Below are 21,642 nucleotides of genomic sequence, written 5' to 3'. Positions count from 1 at the left end.
CAGTGTAAGGAGAAAATCATGGATTCAAAACACACCGAGTTAATCACAACCGAACCCTCCGAACAGGGCCAATACTTGATATTCATGCTGGGTAGGGAAATGTTCGCGATGAACATCCTGGTCATCAAGGAAATTACCGAAGTGGGCCGCCTGACCACGGTACCGAGGATGCCCGACTTTATCCGTGGAGTGATCAATCTACGCGGCGGCGTGGTACCCGTCGTCGATCTTGGCGCGCGCTTCGACAAACCACCGGCACAGCTGACCCGGCGTACCTGCATCATTATCATCGAAGTCGGCGATGACGACGATGATAAACAGGATGTCGGCGTGATGGTGGACGGTGTCAGCGCGGTGATGGAGATTCCAACATCGGAAATCAAACCGCCACCCTCCTTCGGCTCGCATATACGCACCGATTTCATCAGCGCTGTCGGTAAGGTGAACGATGAGTTTGTGATCATCCTGAACGTCGATTACGTGCTGGCGATGGACGAAATCGCGGCGTTGGCCGGCGTTGCCTCCGACGGCAAGCGCGAAGAAAATCCGGCACAAGCACTAGCGGCGTAATTAGCCGCCGGCGGCAACCATCGGTCGTCATTCGGAGATCAGGTAGTTAGGCGATTTATGGCAATAAATGTAGCCAATCCAAGCAATTTGCCGTTGACTGAGCGGTTTTGGCATCGATAGTGGGTACAAACTTTCTAAAAAGTCACCTGAGAATATAACTTCCAAAAGTTTTGAAAAGCAAAATTGTAGGGGCGAATTCATTCGCCCAATGAAAGACCATATGGCGAATGAATTCGCCCCTACAACAGGATCTGATGACAACAGCAATCGAATATTGTTACCGCATCCTTAAGCGAATTGGAAACAATCCGGCCTCTACTTGGAACCAGACTAGCGAGAGGAAATCTGTGAGATATTCTTTAGGAAAAGGCGATCATGCAGCAACCCATTCAAACAGAAGGCTTTTCCGGTACTTATAGCGTACCCAAGCTGTATGATCATGAATTCGATTTACTGAGCAAACTGCTGTTTCGGATTGCCGGAATCACGATGTCGTCCGTTAAAAAGCCGCTGGTGACCAGCCGGCTGATGAAGCGCTTGCGCCACTACAATTTGTCAAGCTTTGCCGAATATTACCGGATGATCACGGCTTCGGAAGGTAAAGCCGAATTGCAAATGGCCATCGATTTACTGACCACCAACGAAACTCATTTCTTTCGAGAACCCAAGCATTTCGACTTTGTACGGCAACAAATTCTTCCGGCCAGACGCAAGGGGCAACTATTGCGGGTGTGGAGTGCCGCCTGTTCCAGCGGCGAAGAGCCTTACACCCTGGCCATGTTACTTGACGATAGTCTGGGCCTTGAGCCGTGGGAAATTTCAGCCTCGGATATCAGCACACGGGTACTGGAGCGGGCCCGTGGCGGCATCTATCCGGCCGAACGCATCGCCGAAATTCCCAAGCAGTACCTCTATCGTTATTGTCTCAAAGGCACGGGATCGCAAACCGGTTTGTTGCTGATGGAAAAAAAGCTGCGCGATCGCATCCATTTTTTTCAACATAACCTGATGGGCGCTCCGCCAACGCTAAGCCAATTCGATGTAATTTTTTTACGGAACGTCTTGATCTATTTTAGCCGGGACACCAAGCGTCAGGTTGTGAGCAGCCTGTTGCCGGCGTTACGCGGCGGCGGGTATTTTTTTATTAGCCACTCCGAAACCTTGAATGATTTGGGTCTTGCTCTGGAATCGGTAGCCCCATCCATTTATCGCAAACCTGGGCCATGATCATGCCGAATCCGCTATTCGAGAAATTGCCACATGGCCGATATACCGGCCCCCCAATAGTCCATAGAGAATAATTGCATGAGCAAGGCTTTACAGATGAAAGCGTCATTTACTCGATCCAACCTCGCCAACATGAAACGTTTGCAGGCATTGACCTCGGCGACTATCGAGGCCATCAGCGATGCGGTGATTACCGTTGACGGAAACGGCAACATAGACTACGTCAATACCGAAGCCGAAAGGCTGTTGCTGAAAAGCAGCCGGGAACTGCGCGGCCAACCGTTCGCCATGGCGGTTCAGATCATTAACGAACACGGCCATCAAGAAGCGGACAATGTGATGGCGCAATGTTTTTGCCAGAAACCCATTTACGATTCGGCCGGCCAGTTGTTATTGCTCCGAAGCGACGGCAGTAGCGTACCCATTGAGGATTTTGCCGCGCCCATGTGCCTGCCGGATGGCCAGACGGTAGGGGCGGTGATGGTGTTCAAGGACGTTTCCGACCGCCGCCAAGCTCAACAAACACTCAATCATGTCAATCAAACCCTGCATGAAGTACTGGAGTTTGCCCCCGACGCCTTACTCGTCGCCAATCCACAAGGTGAAATTTTATTCACCAATAACCGCGCGGAGCAGATGTTCGGTTACCGGAAACACCAGTTACAAGGCTGCTCGTTACCGGCGTTGATAACCGGCGCTTCCTCGGCCGAGGAACTTGGCTGCAACACAGCGGAAGAAAGACAATGCCGTCGGGCCGACGGTTCGGAATTTACCGGCGAGGTCAGCGTCAACCGCTTGGATACCGCGCAAGGTATGCGGCTGATAACCTTGATACGGGATATTACTCAACGCAAATCTTACGAACATCAGCTTTCCTACCAGGCCAATTACGACAGCCTGACCGATTTGCAGAATCGCTCTTCGATCCTGGCTCATCTGCCGCAAGCATTGTTGGATGCGGACGCCAATGGCACTAAGGTGGCGCTGATGTATATCGATCTCGACCACTTTAAGACTGTCAACCAGACCTTTGGCCATGCGGTTGGCGATCGGCTGCTGCGGGTGATGGCCAGCCGCCTGCAAGGATTGAGCGGCCCATCGGCTACGGTCGCCTCCTTGGGTGGAGACAATTTTTTGATTTTACTGCGGGACGTGGTCGATAAGGAATCCCTGAGTCAAATGGCAACGGCAACCTTGCAAACCATCGCGGAATCCTGCGAGGTCAACAATCACCACTTTTATCTGTGTTGCAGCATTGGTATTGCAATATATCCACAAGACGGGGTTGATGCGCAGGAAATCCTGCGCAATGCCGACGCCGCTCTGTACTGGGCCAAGGAAAACGGACGCAACAACTACGCCTATTTCACTCGCGACATGCATCGCAAGCAGTTGGAGCTGATGGAATTGTCAACCGGCTTGCGCGAAGCATTATTATCCGAACAATTCGAACTGCATTATCAACCCAAGCTGGATTTAAAAAGCATGACAGTCACCAGCATGGAAGCCCTGATTCGTTGGCGCCATCCCAAAAAGGGTCTGATTTCACCGGCGCAATTTATCCCGGTGGCGGAGGATTGCGGTTTGATCGTCGAAATCGGCGCCTGGGTGATCGAAGAAGCCTGTTGCCAACTGGAACTGTGGCGTATTGCCGGGTTTGACAATATCAGGGTGGCCATCAATCTATCGGCCGTGCAATGCCACAAAGACGATATTTTCGCCCGCATTACCGCCGCGCTGGATCGTTACCAACTGCCCGGCGATTGCCTGGAAGTCGAGATTACCGAAAGCGTGATGCTGCACAACCCCAAGCAGGCTCTGGCAACATTCCGGGCGCTGAGCGAACAACACGTCCGGATCGCTATCGACGACTTCGGCACCGGCTATAGTTCGTTCTCATATCTGAAGCAATTTCCCGCGAATGTGCTGAAAATCGACAAATCGTTTATAGACGATCTGACCGAGGATAGCGGCAATCAGGAAATCGTCCACGCCATCATCTCGGTGGCGCACTGCCTAAATATGCGAGTGATCGCGGAGGGCGTGGAAACGCTGGGCCAACTGGCCATTTTGCTGCGGCATGGTTGCGATGAAATCCAAGGATACCTGTTCAGCCGCCCGGTTCCCGGCGACAACGTGCTTGATCAGCCATGGAAAAATCAGCATTTGCCGGTGGCGGCGCTGAAAAAAGCCGAGTCACACTCGCTCGGGACGGCCGAAACGCGGATTTAACAACCCCGCGCCGAATCCGCGGTTACCATGACTAAGGCGATTTATGGCAATAAATGTACCCAATCCAAGCAATTTGCCGTTGACTGAGCGGACTTGTGCTGAGCAAAGCCGAAGTAGTCGAAGTCAACCGTTCGCTTCGGCTCCGCTCAGCGAACGACACATATTTGACATTGGCAATGGGTATAAACTTTCTCAAAAATCACCTAACGATTCGGTAACAAATTACTTCCCGGAATGGGTTGTTGTGGCAGGCGACATTCGATCGGAATAAAAGTATGTTGACCATGTCCTAACCGGCATCTTCGGATAATTTGGGCAAACTGACAGTGAAGACCGCGCCGCCTTCAACGTTATCGCAACCAATGCAGCCGTTTGCCCGTTCGAGCAACATGCGCACCATGGACAAACCGATGCCGGTGCCCTGCGGCTTGGTGGTAAAGTAGGGATCAAAGATTTTCTCGATGATGTGATCGGGGAGGCCGCCTCCATTGTCCCTAATTGACATAAACACATTTTGCTCGTCTTCGCCGATCAGGATGCCGATCCGTCCGCCACTACCGCAATGGTCGAGAATGGCATCCTTGGCATTGGTCATCAGATTCATGACGACTTGCACGAATTCGTTGTAAATTCCTTGTACCCTAGCGGTTGCCATACCCTCGATCACCAAGGTGATTTCAGCATCGTCCAACACCGGTTTAATCATGCTCACCGCGTGCGTAACCCCATCCATAACGCAAAAGGGTTCCTCTTCGCGGCCGGATTTAAAGAAATTACTGAAATCGGTAATGGTCTGGGACATGGCTCGGATCAACCGTTGCGACTCGGTGTAGGTATGTTGCAGGATTTCGGCATTGCTGTCGCATTGATGGCAAGTCTCGCGCAGAATCGCCATCAACAAGGACAAGGAATTAAGCGGCTGGCGCCATTGATGGGCGATATTGCCTATCATCTCGCCCAGTGCGGCAAAACGCGCTTGATGGATCAATGCCAAGTCTTTCTGCCGGCTGATTTCGACCTCGCGCTCGACACAAAGCTCCAATTCTTCGTTGAGCTCGCGCAGCTCCATTTCGACATGTTTCAGCTCGCTGATTTCGACATCCATGCAAAATATTTCGGTGATTTGACCGTCTTCGACGATGGGAAACATGGCGCGATAAACCCATACGGAACGGCCGTCCCTGTGCTGACACCAGTATTCGCTACTCTTGGTGACCAGGCACCGGTTATCGAGTTTGCAATGATCATTGTCGGAGCAATTTTTATGGTCCGCTCCACACTGCCAGATTGACTCGATCTTCAGCATGAATTCTTGATGCTGGTCGGGCGTGAGCAATAAGTCCTGGATTTTTTGGCCTAGCGCTTGCTCGCTGCTATAGCCATAGATCAATTCATTGGCATGATTCCAATGCAGCACGGTACCATCCCGAGCAAAGCCTTGAATCGCCACTTGCGGCGCGTAATTGAAAATGGCTTCGAACCTTAACAATGCGGCGTGTCTGGCGTTTTCGATCACGCGCATATGGGTAATATCGCGGCTGACGCCGATGATGCCGAGAATTTCTCGATCTTCCCCAAAATAGGGAGATTTCAAGGTATCCAGTAATGCCTCGCGCCCGTCCGGATAGGTGATCCACTCCTCCCTCTCCGACACGTTACCGCTGGTCAATGCCTCCAGATCCCATTGCCGAAAATAATCGGCCCTGGCTTGGGGCACGAAATCAAAATCGGTTTTGCCGATGATGTCTTGTTCCGCAAGGCCGCAATACTGCTCGAATGCCTTGTTACACCCCAGATATACCGACTGTTTATCCTTGATGAAAATCAAATCCGGGATATTGTCGATCAGCATTTTAAGCAGGGCTTTTTCCCGTTGATAACGGGTTTCCGCCGCCACCCGATCGGAAATATCCAGTATCAATGCGATGAATACGATCCGGTCATGGTAATTACCGGGTTGCAAAAGAACTTCCACCGGGTAGGCACTACCATCCTTGCGAAAATGCTGGGTGGTAAATAACTTGCTGGTGATTTGCCGGGTTCGTAACGGCTCGATATAATTTTGCAGGAACAGCGTTTCATTGAAATCGTGCTTCAGATCCAAGGGCGTCATCAGGCCAAGTTCTTCCATGCTGTAGCCGAGATTCCGCCGCGCCGGTTCATTGACATTGATGAAATGCAGGCTATCGGCATCGAAAATGTAGATTTCGTTCAGCGAGTGTTCCAGAATATCGCCCAACTGTAAAATACTGTTCTCGGCTTGCCGGCGTTTTTTCATCGCATGCTTCAGCCGCCGATTCATGACCACCAAGTACAAAATCACCGCCATAAACGCTGTCGCGGCAATCAGGTCGATCATCAGCAGCCTCTGGTAATTTCCGTCGTCGGGCATGCTTAGGTTGGGTGCATGGAATGCTCGGTTGACGTCGTAATTTTCGGGCAATTGGCCGGCGGTTTTCATGGCCTCGCCGATAGCCCGCCAGCGTAATAAGCTCATGTGCCCTAGCGGCATGTAATGCGGTTGCACGGTTTCCAACATGATCCGATACTCGGAGGTGAGTTCTTGGTCGGTGAATTTGTCGGAATAGTTACGGATGATCGGCAACATTTTTTCGGGATTATGCATCGCAAACTCCCAGCCGCGTAGCGATGCTTGCCAAAATTTGTCCAGCCGCCGCTGATGGGCCGACGCTTCCAGACCGGTGGTAAACAGCACGTCACCGTAAAAATCCAAGCCGTAATCGATAGGCCGGAACATTTTGACCGGCAGGTTGCGGGCGTGAAAAAATTGGGGTTCGTCGTTGTAGTAAGCCGATAGCGCATCCACCCTGCCATCGATTAATTTTAAAAAATCGCCGTCATGCTCAATGACAGTCATTGCATCAAGCGATCCCAATGCTTTGCTAAGCATGGGTTGGATACTGGGAGTACCTCGGGAAAGCATGACTCGTTTGCCTTTAAGATCGGCCAGTTGAGTGATTTTGCCATCGTCGCGCACCAGCAATACCTCGGCCGAATGCTGAAATATCGCCCCAATCCCGATGACCGGTTTACCTTGGCTGTTGGCCGATAGAATATCCACCCCACTAACACCATAAGTCGCCCGACCGCTGACGACCTCTTCCACCGGATCGATATTCGGCCCACCCTCGCGCAACACCACATCGAGTCCGGCTTCTCGGTAATAACCTAAGTCTCGTGCCGCGTAATAGCCGGCAAATTGATAAGCATGCCGCCATTTGAGTTGTAATACGATCGTTTCGGAGCTAGTGCCGCCCGCCATCGCCGCCTCGCATGGGCTGGATACGATCAACAGCCATAACAGCGTTAGCAGTTTCGCTCCGACTAAGGCTGGGCGCAAAGGACTACTGCGATCTAAAATATTTCCGCCTGCATGCAACCAAGTCGGATTCATCATATTGTCCTCGGGTGGATAAACTTAAGACTCAATCTCCCGCTGTCACGGCGCTCTTTTCGAACCGTCCATACCTCAATAGAATCGCCGGCAACAGCAACAGATTCAGCAGGGTCGACGACAACAGCCCGCCGATGATGATTGCCGCCATCGGTCCCATGATTTCCCGACCCGGATTGTCGCTGTCGAAGGCCACCGGCAACATCGCCAACGCAGTAACCAAGGCCGTCATCAAAATTGAAGGCAAGCGTTCCTGTGCCCCGCGTAGAGCGGTGTCGGGCGACCAGACCCGGCCTTCATGTTCGATCAGATGCCGATAATGCGAAATCAACATGATGCAGTTACGCACCGTAATCCCGAACAAGGTCACAAAACCGACAAAGGAACCGACCGATAACGCGGCGTCGGTCACCACCACCGCCAGCACGCCGCCCAACAACGCAAACGGCAGATTCACCAGCGTCAACGCCATGTGCCGCAGGCTGCCCAAGGCAATATAAATAAACACCAACACCCCCGCCCCAGCCAGCAATGAATGCATGATCAACGCTTCGCGAGCCTTGGCCTGCTCCAGCGCCGCGCCGATGAATTCGGGGTAACTGTCGCTACTCCATGCGATGTCATTCAACACACGGCTTTTCAATTCCCGCATGAAGTCATCCATGTCGCGCTGATCGACGTCGCAGGTGACGGTTTGCGCCCGCAACGCGCCTTGATGCAAAATGTTGTAACGGCCTTCGCTGTGGCGAATTTCCGCCACCTGCCCCAACAACACCCGTTCACCATCGGCATTTTTTAGGGCCAGTTGTTGCAAGGAATCGGCTCGGGTTTTCATATCGGCCGGCAAGGTCACCGCTACATTGAAAATGCGGTTGCCTTGTATATTCTTGCCGACGATGCGGCCTTCGTAAGCCGTTTGCAAAACCGCCATGACCTGGGCCGGGCTGATGCCGCGAAACTTAAGCTGTTCCAGGTTCAAGCGCACATCCAGCATCGCGGTGGCCGGCAGCGAACGCATTTGCACATCCCTGGCGCCGGGCAAGGTTTCGATCAGTTTGGCTACCGCTTGGGCCTTGACATCCAGCGCGGCCAAGTCGTTGCCGTAAATATTCACCACCACCGGCGCGGTGTAGCCGGAAATGGTTTCGTCCACCCGTTCGATCAAAAAAGTATTGGCTTCGTAATTGATGCCGGGAAAATCATCCAGCGTTTCCCGCAGGCTATCCAATACCCGTTGTTGCTCGGTGCCGGATAGCGGCTTCAGCCGCACTTCGTATTCGCTGTAATGGCTACCATAAGTGTCCGCGCCCCGTTCCGCCCTGCCGGCCCATTGCGATACCGATTCGATGCCTTCGATGTTCAAGAATTGCTCAGTCAGCAAAGCGCCGACCCGAATCGATTCCTGTAATGAGGTCCCCGGTACGCTGGCGGTATGGACGATGAAATGGCCTTCGCGCAGTTCCGGTAGAAATTTATGCTCCAGGCGCAAAAACGCCACAAAACCCAACAGACAAACCAGCAAACTGACCGACACCACGGCTTTAAAATGCCGCATCACCCAATTGAGCTGATTGGCATAGCGCGGCTTCAACCAACGGATCAACGGCGGTTCCATCTTTTCCGCCATATTGCGATTCAACAGCAAATGGCATAATGCCGGCGTCAGGGTCAGCGCCAACAACAACGACATCAAAATCGCCAGAATATAGGAATAGCCCAGCGGCGAGAATAAACGCCCGGCCACTCCGCTCAAGGTCAGTAACGGCACGAACACCAAGGCCACGATAAAACTGGCATAGACCACCGAACCGCGCACCTCCAGCGAAGCCTGCTGAATGACTTGGGCTACGCTGTCCGGCCGTGATTTAAGCCGGTTTTCCCGTAACCGGCGAAAAATGTTCTCGGTATCGATGATGGCATCGTCCACCACTTCGCCCAACGCAATCGCCAGACCGCCCAACACCATGATATTCAGATTGACGCCCAATTCCAACAGTACGATCACCGCCGCCATCAATGACAGCGGAATCGCCAATGCGGCGATAAAGGCGCTGCGAAAATTGAACAAAAACAGATACAAGATCAGCACCACGAACAAACCGCCAAACAACAAGTGCCCGGCCAGATTATGCACAGAGGTTTCGATGTAATCGGCCGGCCGAAACAAGTGCGAATAAAAATCCACGCCCTGTTGCTTGAATAAAGTTTCAAAGCCAGCCAACACCGTTTCCACCTGGCGCGACACCGACAAGGTATTGGCGCCGAACTGGCCGATAACCATCAACACTATGCCCGGCTTGCCCATGATTTGAGCGGCGCTGATCGGCGGTTCGGCCGCGTACCGAATATCGGCGACATCGCCCAGCGTAATGCCGCCGCCGTTTTGGTGCTTGACCACCAAGCTCTTGAATTGCTTGGGATTGGCCGGCTGACCGCTGACTTGCAAGGTAAAACGCTGATTGGCATTTTCAATAAACCCGGCACCGCTGATTTCCGCCGCACCGGCCGCCGCATTGACCACATCCTCAATGGCCAGATTAAACCGCTGCAAAGCCTCCGGTTTGATCTGTACCTGCAATTGCCGGACATCGCCGCCGAACACGTTAACATCGGCCACGCCCGGCACCGCCAGTAATCTGGGGACCAAGGTCCAATCCACCAGGCCGCGCAACTCCATCGGCGATTTAGTGTCGGAACTCAAGCCAATGGTCAGCACGGTGGACGACGACGAAGACAGCGGCACGGCGACCGGCGTGCCGATGCCGGCCGGCAGCTTTTGTCCCAGACTGGCCAGCCGTTCGCTGACTAACTGCCTGTTACGGTAAATATCGCTATCTTCGCTGAAGGTGGCGGTAACGATGGACAATCCCTGGATCGATTCCGAACGCAAACTTTCCAAACCGATCAAGGGTCTAATTGCGGTTTCGATCGCTTGTGTCACCAGCACTTCTACTTGCTCGGCGGCCAGGCCCGGCGCCTCGGTCTGGATGATGACCCGTTTGGGCGAGAACTCGGGAAAAATGTCCAGGCCCGCACTGGCGAATCGATAAGCGCCATAAACCAAAAGCAGCACGGCGAGCGCGGCGACGATGCCGGAATAGCGGATGGAAAAGCGGATCAGGGTAGCAAGCATGAAGTATCGAAAACCAATAATTGAATCCTATTGTGCCTTGCCTGACTAGTACGGGTCCAGGGATAGCTTGCATGCAAACCGTTTGCTCGTCTCGCAAAACCGATATTTTGCTGATTCGGAACAATTACGGTAGCATCAAACCTCATTCGGATTATGGAGCTAACACGCATGGATCAACCCGACATCGATTTGCACAGCGCCATCACTGCCTTGAGTTGCTCGCTGGATCTGGTGGGCATTGACGAGGTTAAGCACGGCAAACGGGTGGCGATGATGGCCTATCACATTGCCGAGGAATTGAATTGGCCCGACAGCGAGCGCTTAAGCCTACTGCATGCCGGCATGCTGCACGATTGCGGGGTGGCGAAAATTCGCGAACACCGCCAGCTCACCGAAACCCTGGAATGGGAGGGTGCCGAAGCGCATGCCGAACGCGGCGCCGAGTATTTATCCGCCTGTCCGCCGCTGGCACATCTGGCGACCGAAATCCGCTATCACCACACCCGCTGGGAACGGTTGCTGCAATTGCCCCTGGATCAACGCACCCGCTTGCGCGCGAATCTGCTGTTTCTGGCCGATCGCATCGATGTATTACAAGTGCCCTATCTGAACAGCGAACAAATATTAACCGCGTCCCCAAGCATCGTGATCCGGCTACAAGGCTTATCCGGCACTTTATTCGCCCCCGAATTACTGGATGCGTTTTCCAGGATTGCCAAGAGTCAGGCATTTTGGCTGGCCATGGATCCGGATTATCTGGATGAAGATTTACGCACGCTGGGCAAAAAAGTCCCGCTGATCGCGCTGGATTACCCCACCCAGCGCGAAGTTGCGCATTTGTTTTCACGGGTGGTCGATGCCAAGAGCCCTTATACCGAACAGCATTCGGAGCGGGTAGCGTTGGTGGCCAGACAACTGGCGCGGGAATTCAATATTAGCGGACGGGAACTGGAACAAGTCGAGATTGCCGGTCTATTGCACGACATCGGCAAATTGCGGGTATCCGAAGACATCATCGAAAAACCGGGACGGCTGACAGCCGATGAAAGAGCCAGTATGCAACGGCACAGTTACGACACCTTCCGCATCCTGCAACGGGTATTCGCCCACACCAACATTCCGGTCTGGGCCGGTTTTCACCACGAAAACCTACGGGGCGAAGGCTATCCTTTTAAAACCAGCGGCTTATCGCAAGACCTGGAATGCCGCATCATCAGCGTCGCCGATATTTTTCAGGCTCTGGCGCAAGCTCGGCCGTACCGGGAAAGCATGGCATTACAAGACATTCTGGACGACTTGCAGCATCGGGTATCGCTAGGCGAACTGGATGCCACGGTGGTCGACAAGCTGACCCAACACGCCGAGCTTTATTACCGCTTGGCGCGCGGCTAGTACATCGGGCTGTGTAGGCATTAAAAATCTCTTAATCCGATGCGGTATAATTGGAAGTCTGCCAATAACCACCGCTTTTAATTAAGCCGCCGATGTCCGAAGACTATTATTTCGCTCCCGATTACGCTGTCGAATCCCTGAAAGTACCACCACATTCCATCCAGGCCGAGCAATCGGTGCTGGGCGGTTTGATGCTGGACAATCAGACTTGGGATTCGGTGGCCGACAAAGTCATTGAAACCGATTTTTACCGCCGCGACCATCAACTGATTTTCCGCTCCATCGCCCAACTGGCCGAAAAACAGGACCCGTTCGATGTGGTGACCTTGTCCGAAGTACTGGAAGGCACCGGCGAGCTGCAAAGCGTCGGCGGCTTGGCTTATCTGGGCATGCTGGCCAAGGATACTCCCAGCGCCGCCAACATCGTCGCCTATGCCAACATCGTCCGTGACCGCTCCGTACTGCGGCAATTAATACACGTCGGCACCGAGATTTCCGATTCAGCCTTCAGCACCGAGGGCCGCGAAACCGCCGACTTGCTGGAAAACGCCGAGCGCCGGGTATTTGAAATCGCCGAGCAGCGCCAACGCGGCCAGGGTGGTTTCAACTCGATCAAGTCGCTGTTGGCCAAGGCCGTCGACAAGATCGAAATGCTGTATGAACAGGAAGGCGACATTACCGGCGCCAGCACCGGCTTCACCGATCTCGACGAAAAAACCTCCGGCCTGCAACCATCCGACTTGATCATCGTCGCCGGTAGGCCGTCGATGGGCAAGACCACCATCGCCATGAACATGGCCGAGAACGTGGCCTTGAAAAGCGGCATGCCGGTGGCTGTATTCAGTATGGAGATGCCTGGCGAGGCCTTGGCAATGCGGATGATGTCGTCGCTGGGCCGTATCGACCAGCACAAGGTACGGACCGGCAAGCTGGACGATGACGACTGGCCGCGCTTGACCTCGGCGATCAACCTGCTGGCCGAGACCAAGCTGTTCATCGACGACACCCCTGCCCTGACCCCGACCGAAGTCCGCTCCCGCGCCCGACGCCTGACCCGCGAGCACGGCCAGTTGGGTTTGATCGTGCTCGATTATCTGCAATTGATGCAGTCGCCTTCCAGCGGCGACAACCGCGTGCAACAGATTTCCGATATTTCCCGAGGCCTGAAGGCGCTGGCGAAGGAATTGAATGTGCCGGTCATCGCCCTGTCTCAGCTCAACCGTAATCTGGAGCAGCGCCCCAACAAACGCCCCGTAATGTCTGACTTGCGCGAATCCGGCGCGATCGAACAGGACGCCGATTTGATCATCTTCGTCTACCGCGACGAGGTCTATAACGAGGATAGCCCGGACAAGGGCATCGCCGAGGTCATCATCGGCAAGCAGCGTAACGGCCCGCTAGGCACGGTACGGTTGACCTTCCTCGGCCAATACACCCGCTTCGAGAATTTCGCCGGCGTCTACACCGGTAGCGAGGATTACGAATGACGCCCGCTGCTTACGCGCATCTGGATCTGGAGGCGGTGCGGCATAATCTGGCCCAGGTAAAGCGCTACGCTCCCAACAATAAAATCATGGCGGTGATTAAGGCCAATGCCTATGGTCATGGTATCACCCGTGTCGCTCGAGCTCTGGATCAGGCGAACGGTCTTGCCGTGGCGCGCGTCGACGAAGGCGTGCGCCTGCGGAAAGCCGGTTTCACCCAGCCCATCACCGTGCTGCAAGGCTTTGTTTGCGTGGATGAATTGCTGCTGATGCTTCAGCATCAACTGGAAGCGGTGATTCACACCCACCAGCAAATCGACATTCTGCAACAGCAAAATGGCGAGCCATTGGCGTTATCGGTATGGTTGAAGATGGACACCGGCATGAACCGGCTGGGTTTCAAGGGTAGCGATTTCAATACAGCCTACCAACAACTGGCAAAGTGCGCCATCGTCAAACAGCCGATCAGACTGATCACTCATTTCGCCAATGCCGACGACTTGCTCGACGACAAGACCCGCCGCCAGATCGAATTGTTCAACGACGCGGTACGAGACTATCCCGGCGAACGCAGCATCGCCAACTCGGCCGGCATCATCGGCTGGCCGCTCGGCTCCGCTCGGATCGAGTCCCGAGCGGAGCCGAGCGGCCAGACCCAGGAAAAAAACAACGATTGGGTGCGTCCGGGCTTGATGCTGTATGGTTGCTCGCCGTTCGCCGGCAAGACCGGCGCCGATTTCGGCTTGAAACCGGTGATGAGCCTGCATTCGAGATTGATCTCGGTGAAACATGTCGCCGCCGGCGAAACCGTAGGCTACAGTGGCACCTGGCAATGCCAAACCGATACCCGGCTGGGCGTGGTTTCGATAGGCTACGGCGACGGTTACCACCGCCATACCCGATCCGGCGCGCCGGTGCTGGTCAATGGCCAACGGGTGCCGCTGATCGGCCGGGTGTCGATGGATATGATCACCGTGGATTTAAACAGCCAGCCCAACGCCCAGCCGGGCGATCCGGTCATCTTATGGGGCGGCGGCCTACCGGTGGAGGAAATCGCCCGCCATGCCGACACCATTCCTTACACCCTGTTGTGCGGGATTACCCAGCGGGTGCAGATCGTCGAGCAAGTCGCGGCGGACGGTATACAAGCGCGGTAACAAGCTGTTATATTGAGCTAAATTTTGGGCAAAAAAAGTATCCTTGGAGTCCTCATGAGCATCTCTGCAGCCGATATTGTTCCTTTTTCCGAGGCTCGCACCCACCTGTCCGCCTTAGTCGCCGAGGTTCAGGCCGGCAAGGAAAAAATCATCACCAAAAACGGCGAAGGCGTCGCCGCACTCATCGCGGCAGATAGGCTAGATCATTATCACCAGCTTGAACGCGCGCACATCCACTTATCGTTGCTGAATGAAATCGACAAAGGCCTAGCTGATGTCGAAGCCGGCCGGCATCGCGATGCCCGCGAGGCATTGAGCGAACTCAGACAGCGTCGCTCTAAATCAGGTAGCCTATAGCGTATGCGGGTTCGGATAACCGACAACTTCTCGGCCAACCTGCAAAGCATCGAAGACTACTGGGCCGGTACCGATTTCCCGCACAGTTTCGACCGCTTACTGGACGAACTCGACCAGTCCGTCATTCCCAATCTCGAACGCTACCCGGAGATGGGCCGCGCTTTCTCCCGGCACCCCTGCGAATCGGTTGAAGCGCGGGTACATACCGAGAGACTGACAGTGGGCCTATCGTCCATCCGCGAATATTTGCTCGAAGAATATTTACTACTGTATTTACCGGCGGATGCCGTTTATCTGCTCGCCATCAGGCATCATAAGCAATTGTCCTACGATTTCGAGCGTCTGTGGCTAAACCATTAATTCCACCCCAACACCCTTAAGATGGCTAAAAAGCAAAAATCAGCTTATGTCTGCACCGAATGCGGCGCCGATTATCCCGGCTGGTCGGGGCAATGCAACCAGTGCGGCGAATGGAATACCATCAAGGAAGTCAGGCTGGGCAACGCCAAGCCCGGACGCGACAACAGCGGTTACGCCGGCGCTCGTAGCGAAGTACACTTGTTGTCCGAGGTCAACCTCGCCCAGGCAGAACGCATCTCCACCGGACTGGCCGAATTCGACCGGGTATTGGGCGGCGGCATCGTCACCGGCAGCGTGGTGTTGATCGGCGGCGCACCGGGTGCCGGCAAGAGCACGATACTACTGCAAGCCATCGCCCATATCGGCGGGCAGTTGCCGGTATTGTATGTATCGGGCGAAGAATCCCTGCAACAAATCGCCGAACGCGCTCACCGGCTCGGCCTGAAAACCGCCGGCATTAAGATGCTGGCGGAAACCTCGGTGCAGCAGATTTGCCAGGTACTGGACGAAGAGAAGCCACGGGTGGTGATCATCGATTCGATCCAGGTCATGTACACCGCCGACTCCGATTCCGCGCCCGGCTCGGTTTCGCAGGTACGCGAATCCGCCAGCTACCTGACCCAATACGCCAAGCGTAGCGGCGTGTCTTTTTTCATGGTCGGCCACGTCACCAAGGATCAATCGCTGGCGGGGCCGATGACCTTGAGCCACATCGTCGATGCCCAGGTTGTTTTGTCGTCGACCGACGATTCGCGTTTCCGGGTGCTGCGCGCCGACAAGAACCGCTTCGGCAGCGTCGGCGAATTGGGCTTCTTCGCGATGGAAAGCACGGGGCTAAAGGAAGTGAAGAACCCGTCGGCGATGTTCTTGTCGCGGGCCGAAAAACCCTCGCCGGGCAGCGTGGTGACGGTGTTGTGGGAAGGCACAAGGCCGTTGCTGGTCGAGATACAGGCCCTGGTCACCGAAAGCCAATACGGCAATCCGCGCCGCCTGGCGGTGGGGCTGGATCAAAACCGGCTGGCGATGCTGTTGGCGGTGCTGTCGCGCCACGGCGGCATATTCACCGGCAACGACGAGATTTATACCAACGTGGTCGGCGGCATCAAGGTGTCGGAGACCAGCACCGACCTGGCGATCATGGTCGGCGTGGTTTCCAGCCTGCGCGACCGCATCATCCCTTACGATACGGTGTTTTTCGGCGAGGTGGGCCTGAACGGCGAAATCCGCCCGGTCGCCAACGGCCATGCCCGCCTCAATGAAGCCGCCAAACATGGCTTCAAGCGGGCCATTATTCCTAAAGCCAACAAGCCTAAGGAAGTCATCAAAAACCTGGAGATTCACGCGGTCAGCAATATCCAGGAAGCGCTGGCGGTTTTATCCGATTTATAATTTTTACTGCGGCTTACCAATGGCGGCATCCATCAGCGCCTGCAAGCGCGTCTGTACCGACAACAAATTTTGCAAAGGTTCGATTTCCGGGAATCGCCCCGCCATTAAATCCAAGGCATAAAACTCGACGCTATGCCGAAACTGTGGCAGATCAATGCGTATCAACGTAGTCGGCGCATCGGCAACGGCAAAAAAGCGACCTTGTTGCCGTTGTAATTGACTGATTTGTTGACTGATCTCGGCCGGCCGAATACTCAGAAATTGTTGTTCGGCGATGACGAAATGTAATAACGCCTGCAACTCCGACTGACTGAGTAACTGACTGGTTTCGGCTCCGCCCCGGGCAGCGCTAACCGTCAGTAATCCGTCAGCCGTAATGGTGAGTAAGGGTTGTGAATGCGGTTCCCGCAGCATGCCACCAAGAAGATCGAAACGAATGATTTCCGTTTTATGGGCGGCCGGAAGCCAATAATCTGGAGAGGCTGGAACGTCGATTTCGGCGGCTAAAATCGAATTGATCGACGATCCCAACAGCACCAGCATCAGCAATACCTTCATGAAACGCTTTCCAACTTCGTATGCCGTGGTAAATGTTGTAATTATACAATTCCAACTCTGCGTTTCTTGGCGGACAGGCCCATCAATGACAGCAACGCCGAACCGAACAACCAGACGGCTCCAGGCAGCGGCACAGCCGCAACCGTGTATCCCAGATCACGGAAAGATTGGATAGTCGTATTGCTCAAGAAGGTCGGGCCATTCAACCAGCCGGTCATCAATTCATAGCGCATATCGCGACCCTGGCTATCGGTAATCCCTGTGACTCCGAAACCATCATCAACTTCGTCCCAGTGACCGTCGGCGGTTCCGGCACCGCCGCCCAATTCGACCGGCACAAAGGCTGCCGCTGGTTGACCAAATTCGGCTCTATAGGCCGCCAATCCGAAAGAGCCGGTATATTGCCCGATACCATCGGTATATAAGTGATTGGCTTCCCACAACGTGCCGAAACCCAGCACATGCGCCATCTCATGCTCGATCACGGATTGAAAGGTGTTGTTGGCAATCATATTTGGAAGGTCTGCCGTATCGATGTTGATAGAACCGCCATTGACCACGGCGCGGCCGCTAGTCAGATTAGAATGTTGAATATAGGAAACACCGGCGGTTGCCAATGTCCCTCCCACAGCGCCGGCTGAACCCGAAACATCGATAGTGATGCCGGAATTCAGCAAGTTACCGCCAATATCAAAATCATAACCGGTAATGATCGATTTCCAGAAATTGGCCGCATTGGTAAAGTAACTCTGGTAATCCGTGCTCAATCCACTGGTGAAATTCAAATGAATATCAAAAACCGCCGCCTGTGCCGGGGAAGCAGACAACAAAATACAACCGCCCGCCAACAATAGATTTTTTCTTAGATTTAACTGCATAACATTTCCTTGTGTGGTTAAAAAACAAAATAACTTACATGCCCCCAGCCAACTAATCCGCGGTGGATATAGTCACCCTAGCTCTCCATCGGGAGAGGAAACCGAGATGCCGAAATTCGGTTTGCAACAGCTATAGAACGGGTCAAAAAATTGTAGGTATAGATAACATGCTCTAACGTCCAGGTAAACTCTTACAATGAATTATTTGTGCTTGTCTGTATAACCAAAAGCGTCAACAAAGGGTTTCAATTGCAAATCTATACTCTGAAAATGTTTTTGATAATTTAGCCAACGATAGGCAGCTGTTTTATAAACCGGTTGCGAAACAGCCGCAAAACTGGGCGTGGAAATATAACGCCCCTTGGCGCGCTGATGAAACTGGGTAACGGACGCGTTCCATTCCAGGCCCAGAAAAGCAAATACCTGTCGAAAGCTTGTTTCAAACTCATTCACGGTATCCTCGTAACGCAACTCCATATATCCGGGCTGAATTTCCTTCCGGATCAATAGCCAATAACTCATGACTTCCGCATATTGTCTGGCAATGCCTTGCCAGGAAGTCAAATTAGCCGTGGCCGGCGATGGGCTGAAGCCTACATGAAACAACTGAGACAAACATCCCTGGGATCGCGAAGGGCAAACAAAATTTTTGCCTCCGGGAAAACCACGCTGATTACGCCAAGCTCTATGGTATTCAGCGCATTTTTATCGACCAGCTGTTTCGCCATAACTGCGTCGCCGTATTCTTCACGCATACGCCGCCAATAAAATTGCCTGAGTTCCTTGATCCGCCGCAAATTCAACGTAGACAGCGCCTTGGCATGGTCGCCGGTTACGCCGCTGATGCGCTGCAATTCCTGGGTCAATTCGTGAATAACGCTGCTTTCATCCGTGGCTATCAGATCCGGATGCGAGCCTAGCACTTGTTCGGTCAATATGGTACCGGAACGTAAAAAACCCAACAAAAATGCCGGAGCAGGCAAATCGTCGTCAATCAGCGTATCAACCGGCCAGCGCTGAAGTAGATTGCGATCGAATCCCGCCCGATTGCGCTCCAAAGTCTCGTAAATCAATTCGCGTTGATCAGGACTAAATGGCGAGAGAGTGGTATGCATTTCGCCGGCCACGGTTAAGGCGGCAAACGCTTCATCAAAGCATCCGCTCTTATCCAGGATCACGGCTTTTTCCAACCAGGCCCGCGCGGTCTGTTCCGGCTCGGCATTATCTTCAATCACGCTATTCAATCTGATCAGGGCTGGTTCGGGAGAAACCAGTTGCGCTTCTAAAATCGCCAGTAAAATATTACAACCGGGATGATCGGGTAACATTTTGCACACCTGCCGAGAAATCGGCAGAGCCTCGGCATTGCGATTCATTCTTGTCAGGCATAGCACAAGATTATTCAATGCCACCGGCGAACTGGGTCCCAAGGCAACCGCAAGGCGTGCTAAACGTTCGCCAGCGGCCATCTCACCCCAATGCACCAATTGCCCGGATAACTCGACCAAAAAGCGCGGATTGCGACTTTTACTCGCCTGACGCTCAAGCAAGCGGGCTGCTTGAAGCAGATGCCCCACCCCTTCTCGGCGACGCAATAACCAGCAAAGCGCTTGACCAAGGCTGGCCAGAAAATAAGCACCCTTCGGTTTGGCCAAGGTCAGTTGCCGAAAATAGTGTTCCGCTCCGGCAAAATCCGAGCGGGCAACCGCTTGTTGTGCTTGCTGCTGCAGCCATTCAATATCGGCGGCAGGGGGTTAACATATTTACCGCCGCCGAGTCGGCACAACACACTTTGTATTTTTTGCCGCTGCCGCAAGGACAGGGAGCGTTGCGGCTGATTTTTGACGATGCAAGCATCATAAAAACAATAATTCCGCGGATACGCGTTTTAAAAACACTTCCCGATAATACTCGGCTTTTCTGACTTGCAGGCTTTCCATGGGATTGTAATCATCGGTGATCACAATGCCGCCTTCTTCAGTCAACGCATATTGATGATCTAATAACCATTGAGTCCGTTGATCGCGACTGTTTGAATCCAAAACCATGGCTTGATTTGACGCCAGGAAAATAAAATCGGTCATTTCCGTTTTCTCGGTAGCAAACACGCGCATGTTCGGCAGCACCTGCTTCAAGGTTTTGTAAACCGAAGCCACGGCTTGTGTACCTTCACCCCGAGTAAAACCGACATAGTTCAGCGCCAGAATCCCATCTTGTTTTAATAAGCCGCGCAAATCCCGCAACATTTCTAGCGTCAACAGATGAGTCGGCTCGGAACCACCGGTAAAACAGTCATGGATAATGAAATCGTATTTTTTATTTAATTTTTTGATTTCGTAACGGGCGTCGCCGACGATAAATTCGCCGGTAGGCGTGAAATTGAAGTATTTCAACGAGGCATCGGCCACCACCGGATCGATTTCTATGGTATCGGTAGTCAAGCCCTTGGATTTCAAATCGCGGGCGATATGGCCACCGCCCAAGCCTATCACAAGGGCGTCGGATGCTTGGGGCCGCAAAACCGGCAAAGTACCGATGATGGTTTGATAGCCTAGCAAGGTTTTGCCGTCGGCCAAGGACATCGCACTCAAAACCGAAGCGTCGGACAGCAACAGCCGATAACCGTCCCGTTGATGATCCACGATACGCACCCAACCATAAATACTTTCTGCTTCATGCAAAACCTTGAACTCGCGGCCGACTTGTTGCGACTTGGCATAGCCATTGATACTGAGCAGGCCAGTGACTATTGCAACCATCATTAACGGCAGCGTCGATGAAATATGGGCAAATCCCCGTTTATCGCCCAACATCAAGCCTATCGCCCATAACATCAGTATCAATCCCAGAGCAAAAATAATGGCCCGAGTGCCGAATACCGGCAACAGAAAAAATCCCAGTAACAGGGTTGCCAGCACGCTCCCTACCGTACTGATCGCATAGACGGAACCAACCGTACTACCGACATCCTCCAGGGTTTCGGTCGCCAGTTTAATCACGAACGGACCGACCATCGCCAGCGTCGTCAAAGGCAAGGCAAATAACAGGAAAGCGCTGGTAAACGCACCACCGCGCATGCCTAGCGGGTTAGTCAACGTCATCACTGTTGCACTGATAAAGGGAATCAAACTGGTCGCCAACGCCGCCAGCATGATCACATGAGCCAGACGTAGCTTGGGATAACGATCGATCAGAAAACCGCCCAGATAATAACCGAGCGCCAAGGCGATCATGGTCACGGCTATCTGCGCCGACCACACATACAGACTGGCGCCATAGAATGGCGCGATGATGCGGGTACCCAGCAATTCCAGGATCATCACGGCTCCGCCGCTGAGGGTCACGGTGAGCAACAGGACCGCCTTGCTTAAGTTAGGGATATTGGATTTATGGGCTGCTGTGGATGGCGATCCAGACCCGGTTTTTTTTGCCATAAATGAAATCAATGAAATTTAATAATAAGGATTTGTACCATGCTACCCATAAAAAA

17 protein-coding genes are annotated in these 21,642 nt (G+C 53.5%); 9 read left to right on the top strand and 8 right to left on the bottom strand.

Translation table 11 applies throughout. The features are described 5' to 3' along the window. Nucleotides 1-18: 18 nt before the first annotated feature. The 3 genes from IVG45_RS04575 (at nucleotide 19) to IVG45_RS04565 (ending at nucleotide 4,029) form a co-directional block, all read left to right on the top strand. Nucleotides 19-570, top strand: coding sequence for a chemotaxis protein CheW (locus IVG45_RS04575; protein WP_196436704.1), 552 nt, complete (start codon nucleotides 19-21; stop codon nucleotides 568-570). 375 nt (nucleotides 571-945) lie between these two features. Beyond that, nucleotides 946-1,797, top strand: a complete 852-nt coding sequence (locus IVG45_RS04570) for a CheR family methyltransferase (RefSeq protein ID WP_196436703.1) — start codon at nucleotides 946-948, stop codon at nucleotides 1,795-1,797. Between the two features lie 78 nt (nucleotides 1,798-1,875). Then, nucleotides 1,876-4,029, top strand: a complete 2,154-nt coding sequence (locus IVG45_RS04565; RefSeq protein ID WP_196436702.1) for a putative bifunctional diguanylate cyclase/phosphodiesterase — start codon at nucleotides 1,876-1,878, stop codon at nucleotides 4,027-4,029. Nucleotides 4,030-4,318: 289 nt separating this feature from the next. On the opposite strand, the gene IVG45_RS04560 is transcribed toward IVG45_RS04565, so the two are convergent. Both IVG45_RS04560 and IVG45_RS04555 read right to left on the bottom strand, forming a co-directional pair. Further along, nucleotides 4,319-7,390: an ABC transporter substrate-binding protein gene (locus IVG45_RS04560; RefSeq protein ID WP_196436701.1), complete on the bottom strand. Its 3,072-nt coding sequence runs from the start codon at nucleotides 7,388-7,390 to the stop codon at nucleotides 4,319-4,321. 85 nt (nucleotides 7,391-7,475) lie between these two features. Further along, nucleotides 7,476-10,577 carry an efflux RND transporter permease subunit gene (locus tag IVG45_RS04555; RefSeq protein WP_196436700.1) on the bottom strand — a complete coding sequence of 1,034 codons (3,102 nt, stop codon included), beginning with the start codon at nucleotides 10,575-10,577 and terminating at the stop codon, nucleotides 7,476-7,478. Nucleotides 10,578-10,745: 168 nt separating this feature from the next. On the opposite strand from IVG45_RS04555, the gene IVG45_RS04550 reads away from it, so the two are divergent. The 6 genes from IVG45_RS04550 (at nucleotide 10,746) to radA (ending at nucleotide 16,716) form a co-directional block, all read left to right on the top strand. Continuing rightward, the gene (locus tag IVG45_RS04550) at nucleotides 10,746-11,969 is read left to right on the top strand and encodes an HD-GYP domain-containing protein (protein WP_196436699.1); all 1,224 of its coding nucleotides are present in this window, start codon (nucleotides 10,746-10,748) and stop codon (nucleotides 11,967-11,969) included. A gap of 92 nt (nucleotides 11,970-12,061) precedes the next feature. Then, entirely contained in the window at nucleotides 12,062-13,456 is a 1,395-nt protein-coding gene (dnaB, locus tag IVG45_RS04545) for a replicative DNA helicase (protein WP_196436698.1), read from the top strand. Further along, nucleotides 13,453-14,610 carry an alanine racemase gene (alr, locus tag IVG45_RS04540; RefSeq protein WP_196436697.1) on the top strand — a complete coding sequence of 386 codons (1,158 nt, stop codon included), beginning with the start codon at nucleotides 13,453-13,455 and terminating at the stop codon, nucleotides 14,608-14,610. Before dnaB ends, alr begins: the two co-directional genes overlap by 4 nt. Nucleotides 14,611-14,664: 54 nt before the next feature. Continuing rightward, the gene (locus IVG45_RS04535) at nucleotides 14,665-14,967 is read left to right on the top strand and encodes a type II toxin-antitoxin system Phd/YefM family antitoxin (protein WP_196436696.1); all 303 of its coding nucleotides are present in this window, start codon (nucleotides 14,665-14,667) and stop codon (nucleotides 14,965-14,967) included. A 3-nt stretch (nucleotides 14,968-14,970) separates the two neighbouring features. Beyond that, nucleotides 14,971-15,327, top strand: a complete 357-nt coding sequence (locus IVG45_RS04530) for a type II toxin-antitoxin system RelE/ParE family toxin (protein WP_196436695.1) — start codon at nucleotides 14,971-14,973, stop codon at nucleotides 15,325-15,327. Between the two features lie 21 nt (nucleotides 15,328-15,348). After that, a complete protein-coding gene (gene radA, locus IVG45_RS04525; protein ID WP_196436694.1) occupies nucleotides 15,349-16,716 on the top strand; it encodes a DNA repair protein RadA in 1,368 nt (455 codons plus the stop codon). A 3-nt stretch (nucleotides 16,717-16,719) separates the two neighbouring features. On the opposite strand, the gene IVG45_RS04520 is transcribed toward radA, so the two are convergent. From IVG45_RS04520 to IVG45_RS04495, 6 genes are all read right to left on the bottom strand, one after another. Next, nucleotides 16,720-17,274, bottom strand: a complete 555-nt coding sequence (locus tag IVG45_RS04520; RefSeq protein WP_196436693.1) for a hypothetical protein — start codon at nucleotides 17,272-17,274, stop codon at nucleotides 16,720-16,722. Between the two features lie 41 nt (nucleotides 17,275-17,315). After that, nucleotides 17,316-18,152: a leishmanolysin-related zinc metalloendopeptidase gene (locus IVG45_RS04515; RefSeq protein WP_196436692.1), complete on the bottom strand. Its 837-nt coding sequence runs from the start codon at nucleotides 18,150-18,152 to the stop codon at nucleotides 17,316-17,318. A gap of 201 nt (nucleotides 18,153-18,353) precedes the next feature. Then, nucleotides 18,354-18,605, bottom strand: coding sequence for a hypothetical protein (locus IVG45_RS04510; protein WP_196436691.1), 252 nt, complete (start codon nucleotides 18,603-18,605; stop codon nucleotides 18,354-18,356). Between the two features lie 140 nt (nucleotides 18,606-18,745). Then, the gene (locus IVG45_RS04505) at nucleotides 18,746-19,807 is read right to left on the bottom strand and encodes a tetratricopeptide repeat-containing sulfotransferase family protein (protein ID WP_196436690.1); all 1,062 of its coding nucleotides are present in this window, start codon (nucleotides 19,805-19,807) and stop codon (nucleotides 18,746-18,748) included. Between the two features lie 79 nt (nucleotides 19,808-19,886). Beyond that, nucleotides 19,887-20,009: an SEC-C metal-binding domain-containing protein gene (locus tag IVG45_RS22955; protein ID WP_442923365.1), complete on the bottom strand. Its 123-nt coding sequence runs from the start codon at nucleotides 20,007-20,009 to the stop codon at nucleotides 19,887-19,889. Next, a complete protein-coding gene (locus IVG45_RS04495) occupies nucleotides 20,009-21,586 on the bottom strand; it encodes a spermidine synthase (RefSeq protein WP_196436688.1) in 1,578 nt (525 codons plus the stop codon). The genes IVG45_RS22955 and IVG45_RS04495 overlap by 1 nt, the downstream gene beginning before the upstream one ends. Between the last annotated feature and the right edge of the window lie 56 nt (nucleotides 21,587-21,642).

Origin of the sequence: Methylomonas sp. LL1 (assembly GCF_015711015.1) — a bacterium.
In the GTDB taxonomy this organism is placed as follows: Bacteria; Pseudomonadota; Gammaproteobacteria; order Methylococcales; family Methylomonadaceae; genus Methylomonas.
Note: the sequence above shows the minus strand (reverse complement) of the source record. Positions and strands in the feature narration are given on the sequence as shown.

Excerpts from the sequence above, each read along its gene's own strand:
- IVG45_RS04530 (WP_196436695.1), top strand. The coding sequence starts at position 14,971 with ATGCGGGTTCGGATAACCGACAACTTCTCGGCCAACCTGCAAAGCATC.
- alr (WP_196436697.1), top strand. The coding sequence starts at position 13,453 with ATGACGCCCGCTGCTTACGCGCATCTGGATCTGGAGGCGGTGCGGCAT.
- radA (WP_196436694.1), top strand. The coding sequence starts at position 15,349 with ATGGCTAAAAAGCAAAAATCAGCTTATGTCTGCACCGAATGCGGCGCC.
- IVG45_RS22955 (WP_442923365.1), bottom strand. The coding sequence starts at position 20,009 with ATGCTTGCATCGTCAAAAATCAGCCGCAACGCTCCCTGTCCTTGCGGC.
- IVG45_RS04565 (WP_196436702.1), top strand. The coding sequence starts at position 1,876 with ATGAGCAAGGCTTTACAGATGAAAGCGTCATTTACTCGATCCAACCTC.
- IVG45_RS04570 (WP_196436703.1), top strand. The coding sequence starts at position 946 with ATGCAGCAACCCATTCAAACAGAAGGCTTTTCCGGTACTTATAGCGTA.
- IVG45_RS04535 (WP_196436696.1), top strand. The coding sequence starts at position 14,665 with ATGAGCATCTCTGCAGCCGATATTGTTCCTTTTTCCGAGGCTCGCACC.
- dnaB (WP_196436698.1), top strand. The coding sequence starts at position 12,062 with ATGTCCGAAGACTATTATTTCGCTCCCGATTACGCTGTCGAATCCCTG.
- IVG45_RS04520 (WP_196436693.1), bottom strand. The coding sequence starts at position 17,274 with ATGAAGGTATTGCTGATGCTGGTGCTGTTGGGATCGTCGATCAATTCG.
- IVG45_RS04515 (WP_196436692.1), bottom strand. The coding sequence starts at position 18,152 with ATGCAGTTAAATCTAAGAAAAAATCTATTGTTGGCGGGCGGTTGTATT.
- IVG45_RS04575 (WP_196436704.1), top strand. The coding sequence starts at position 19 with ATGGATTCAAAACACACCGAGTTAATCACAACCGAACCCTCCGAACAG.
- IVG45_RS04495 (WP_196436688.1), bottom strand. The coding sequence starts at position 21,586 with ATGGCAAAAAAAACCGGGTCTGGATCGCCATCCACAGCAGCCCATAAA.
- IVG45_RS04555 (WP_196436700.1), bottom strand. The coding sequence starts at position 10,577 with ATGCTTGCTACCCTGATCCGCTTTTCCATCCGCTATTCCGGCATCGTC.
- IVG45_RS04550 (WP_196436699.1), top strand. The coding sequence starts at position 10,746 with ATGGATCAACCCGACATCGATTTGCACAGCGCCATCACTGCCTTGAGT.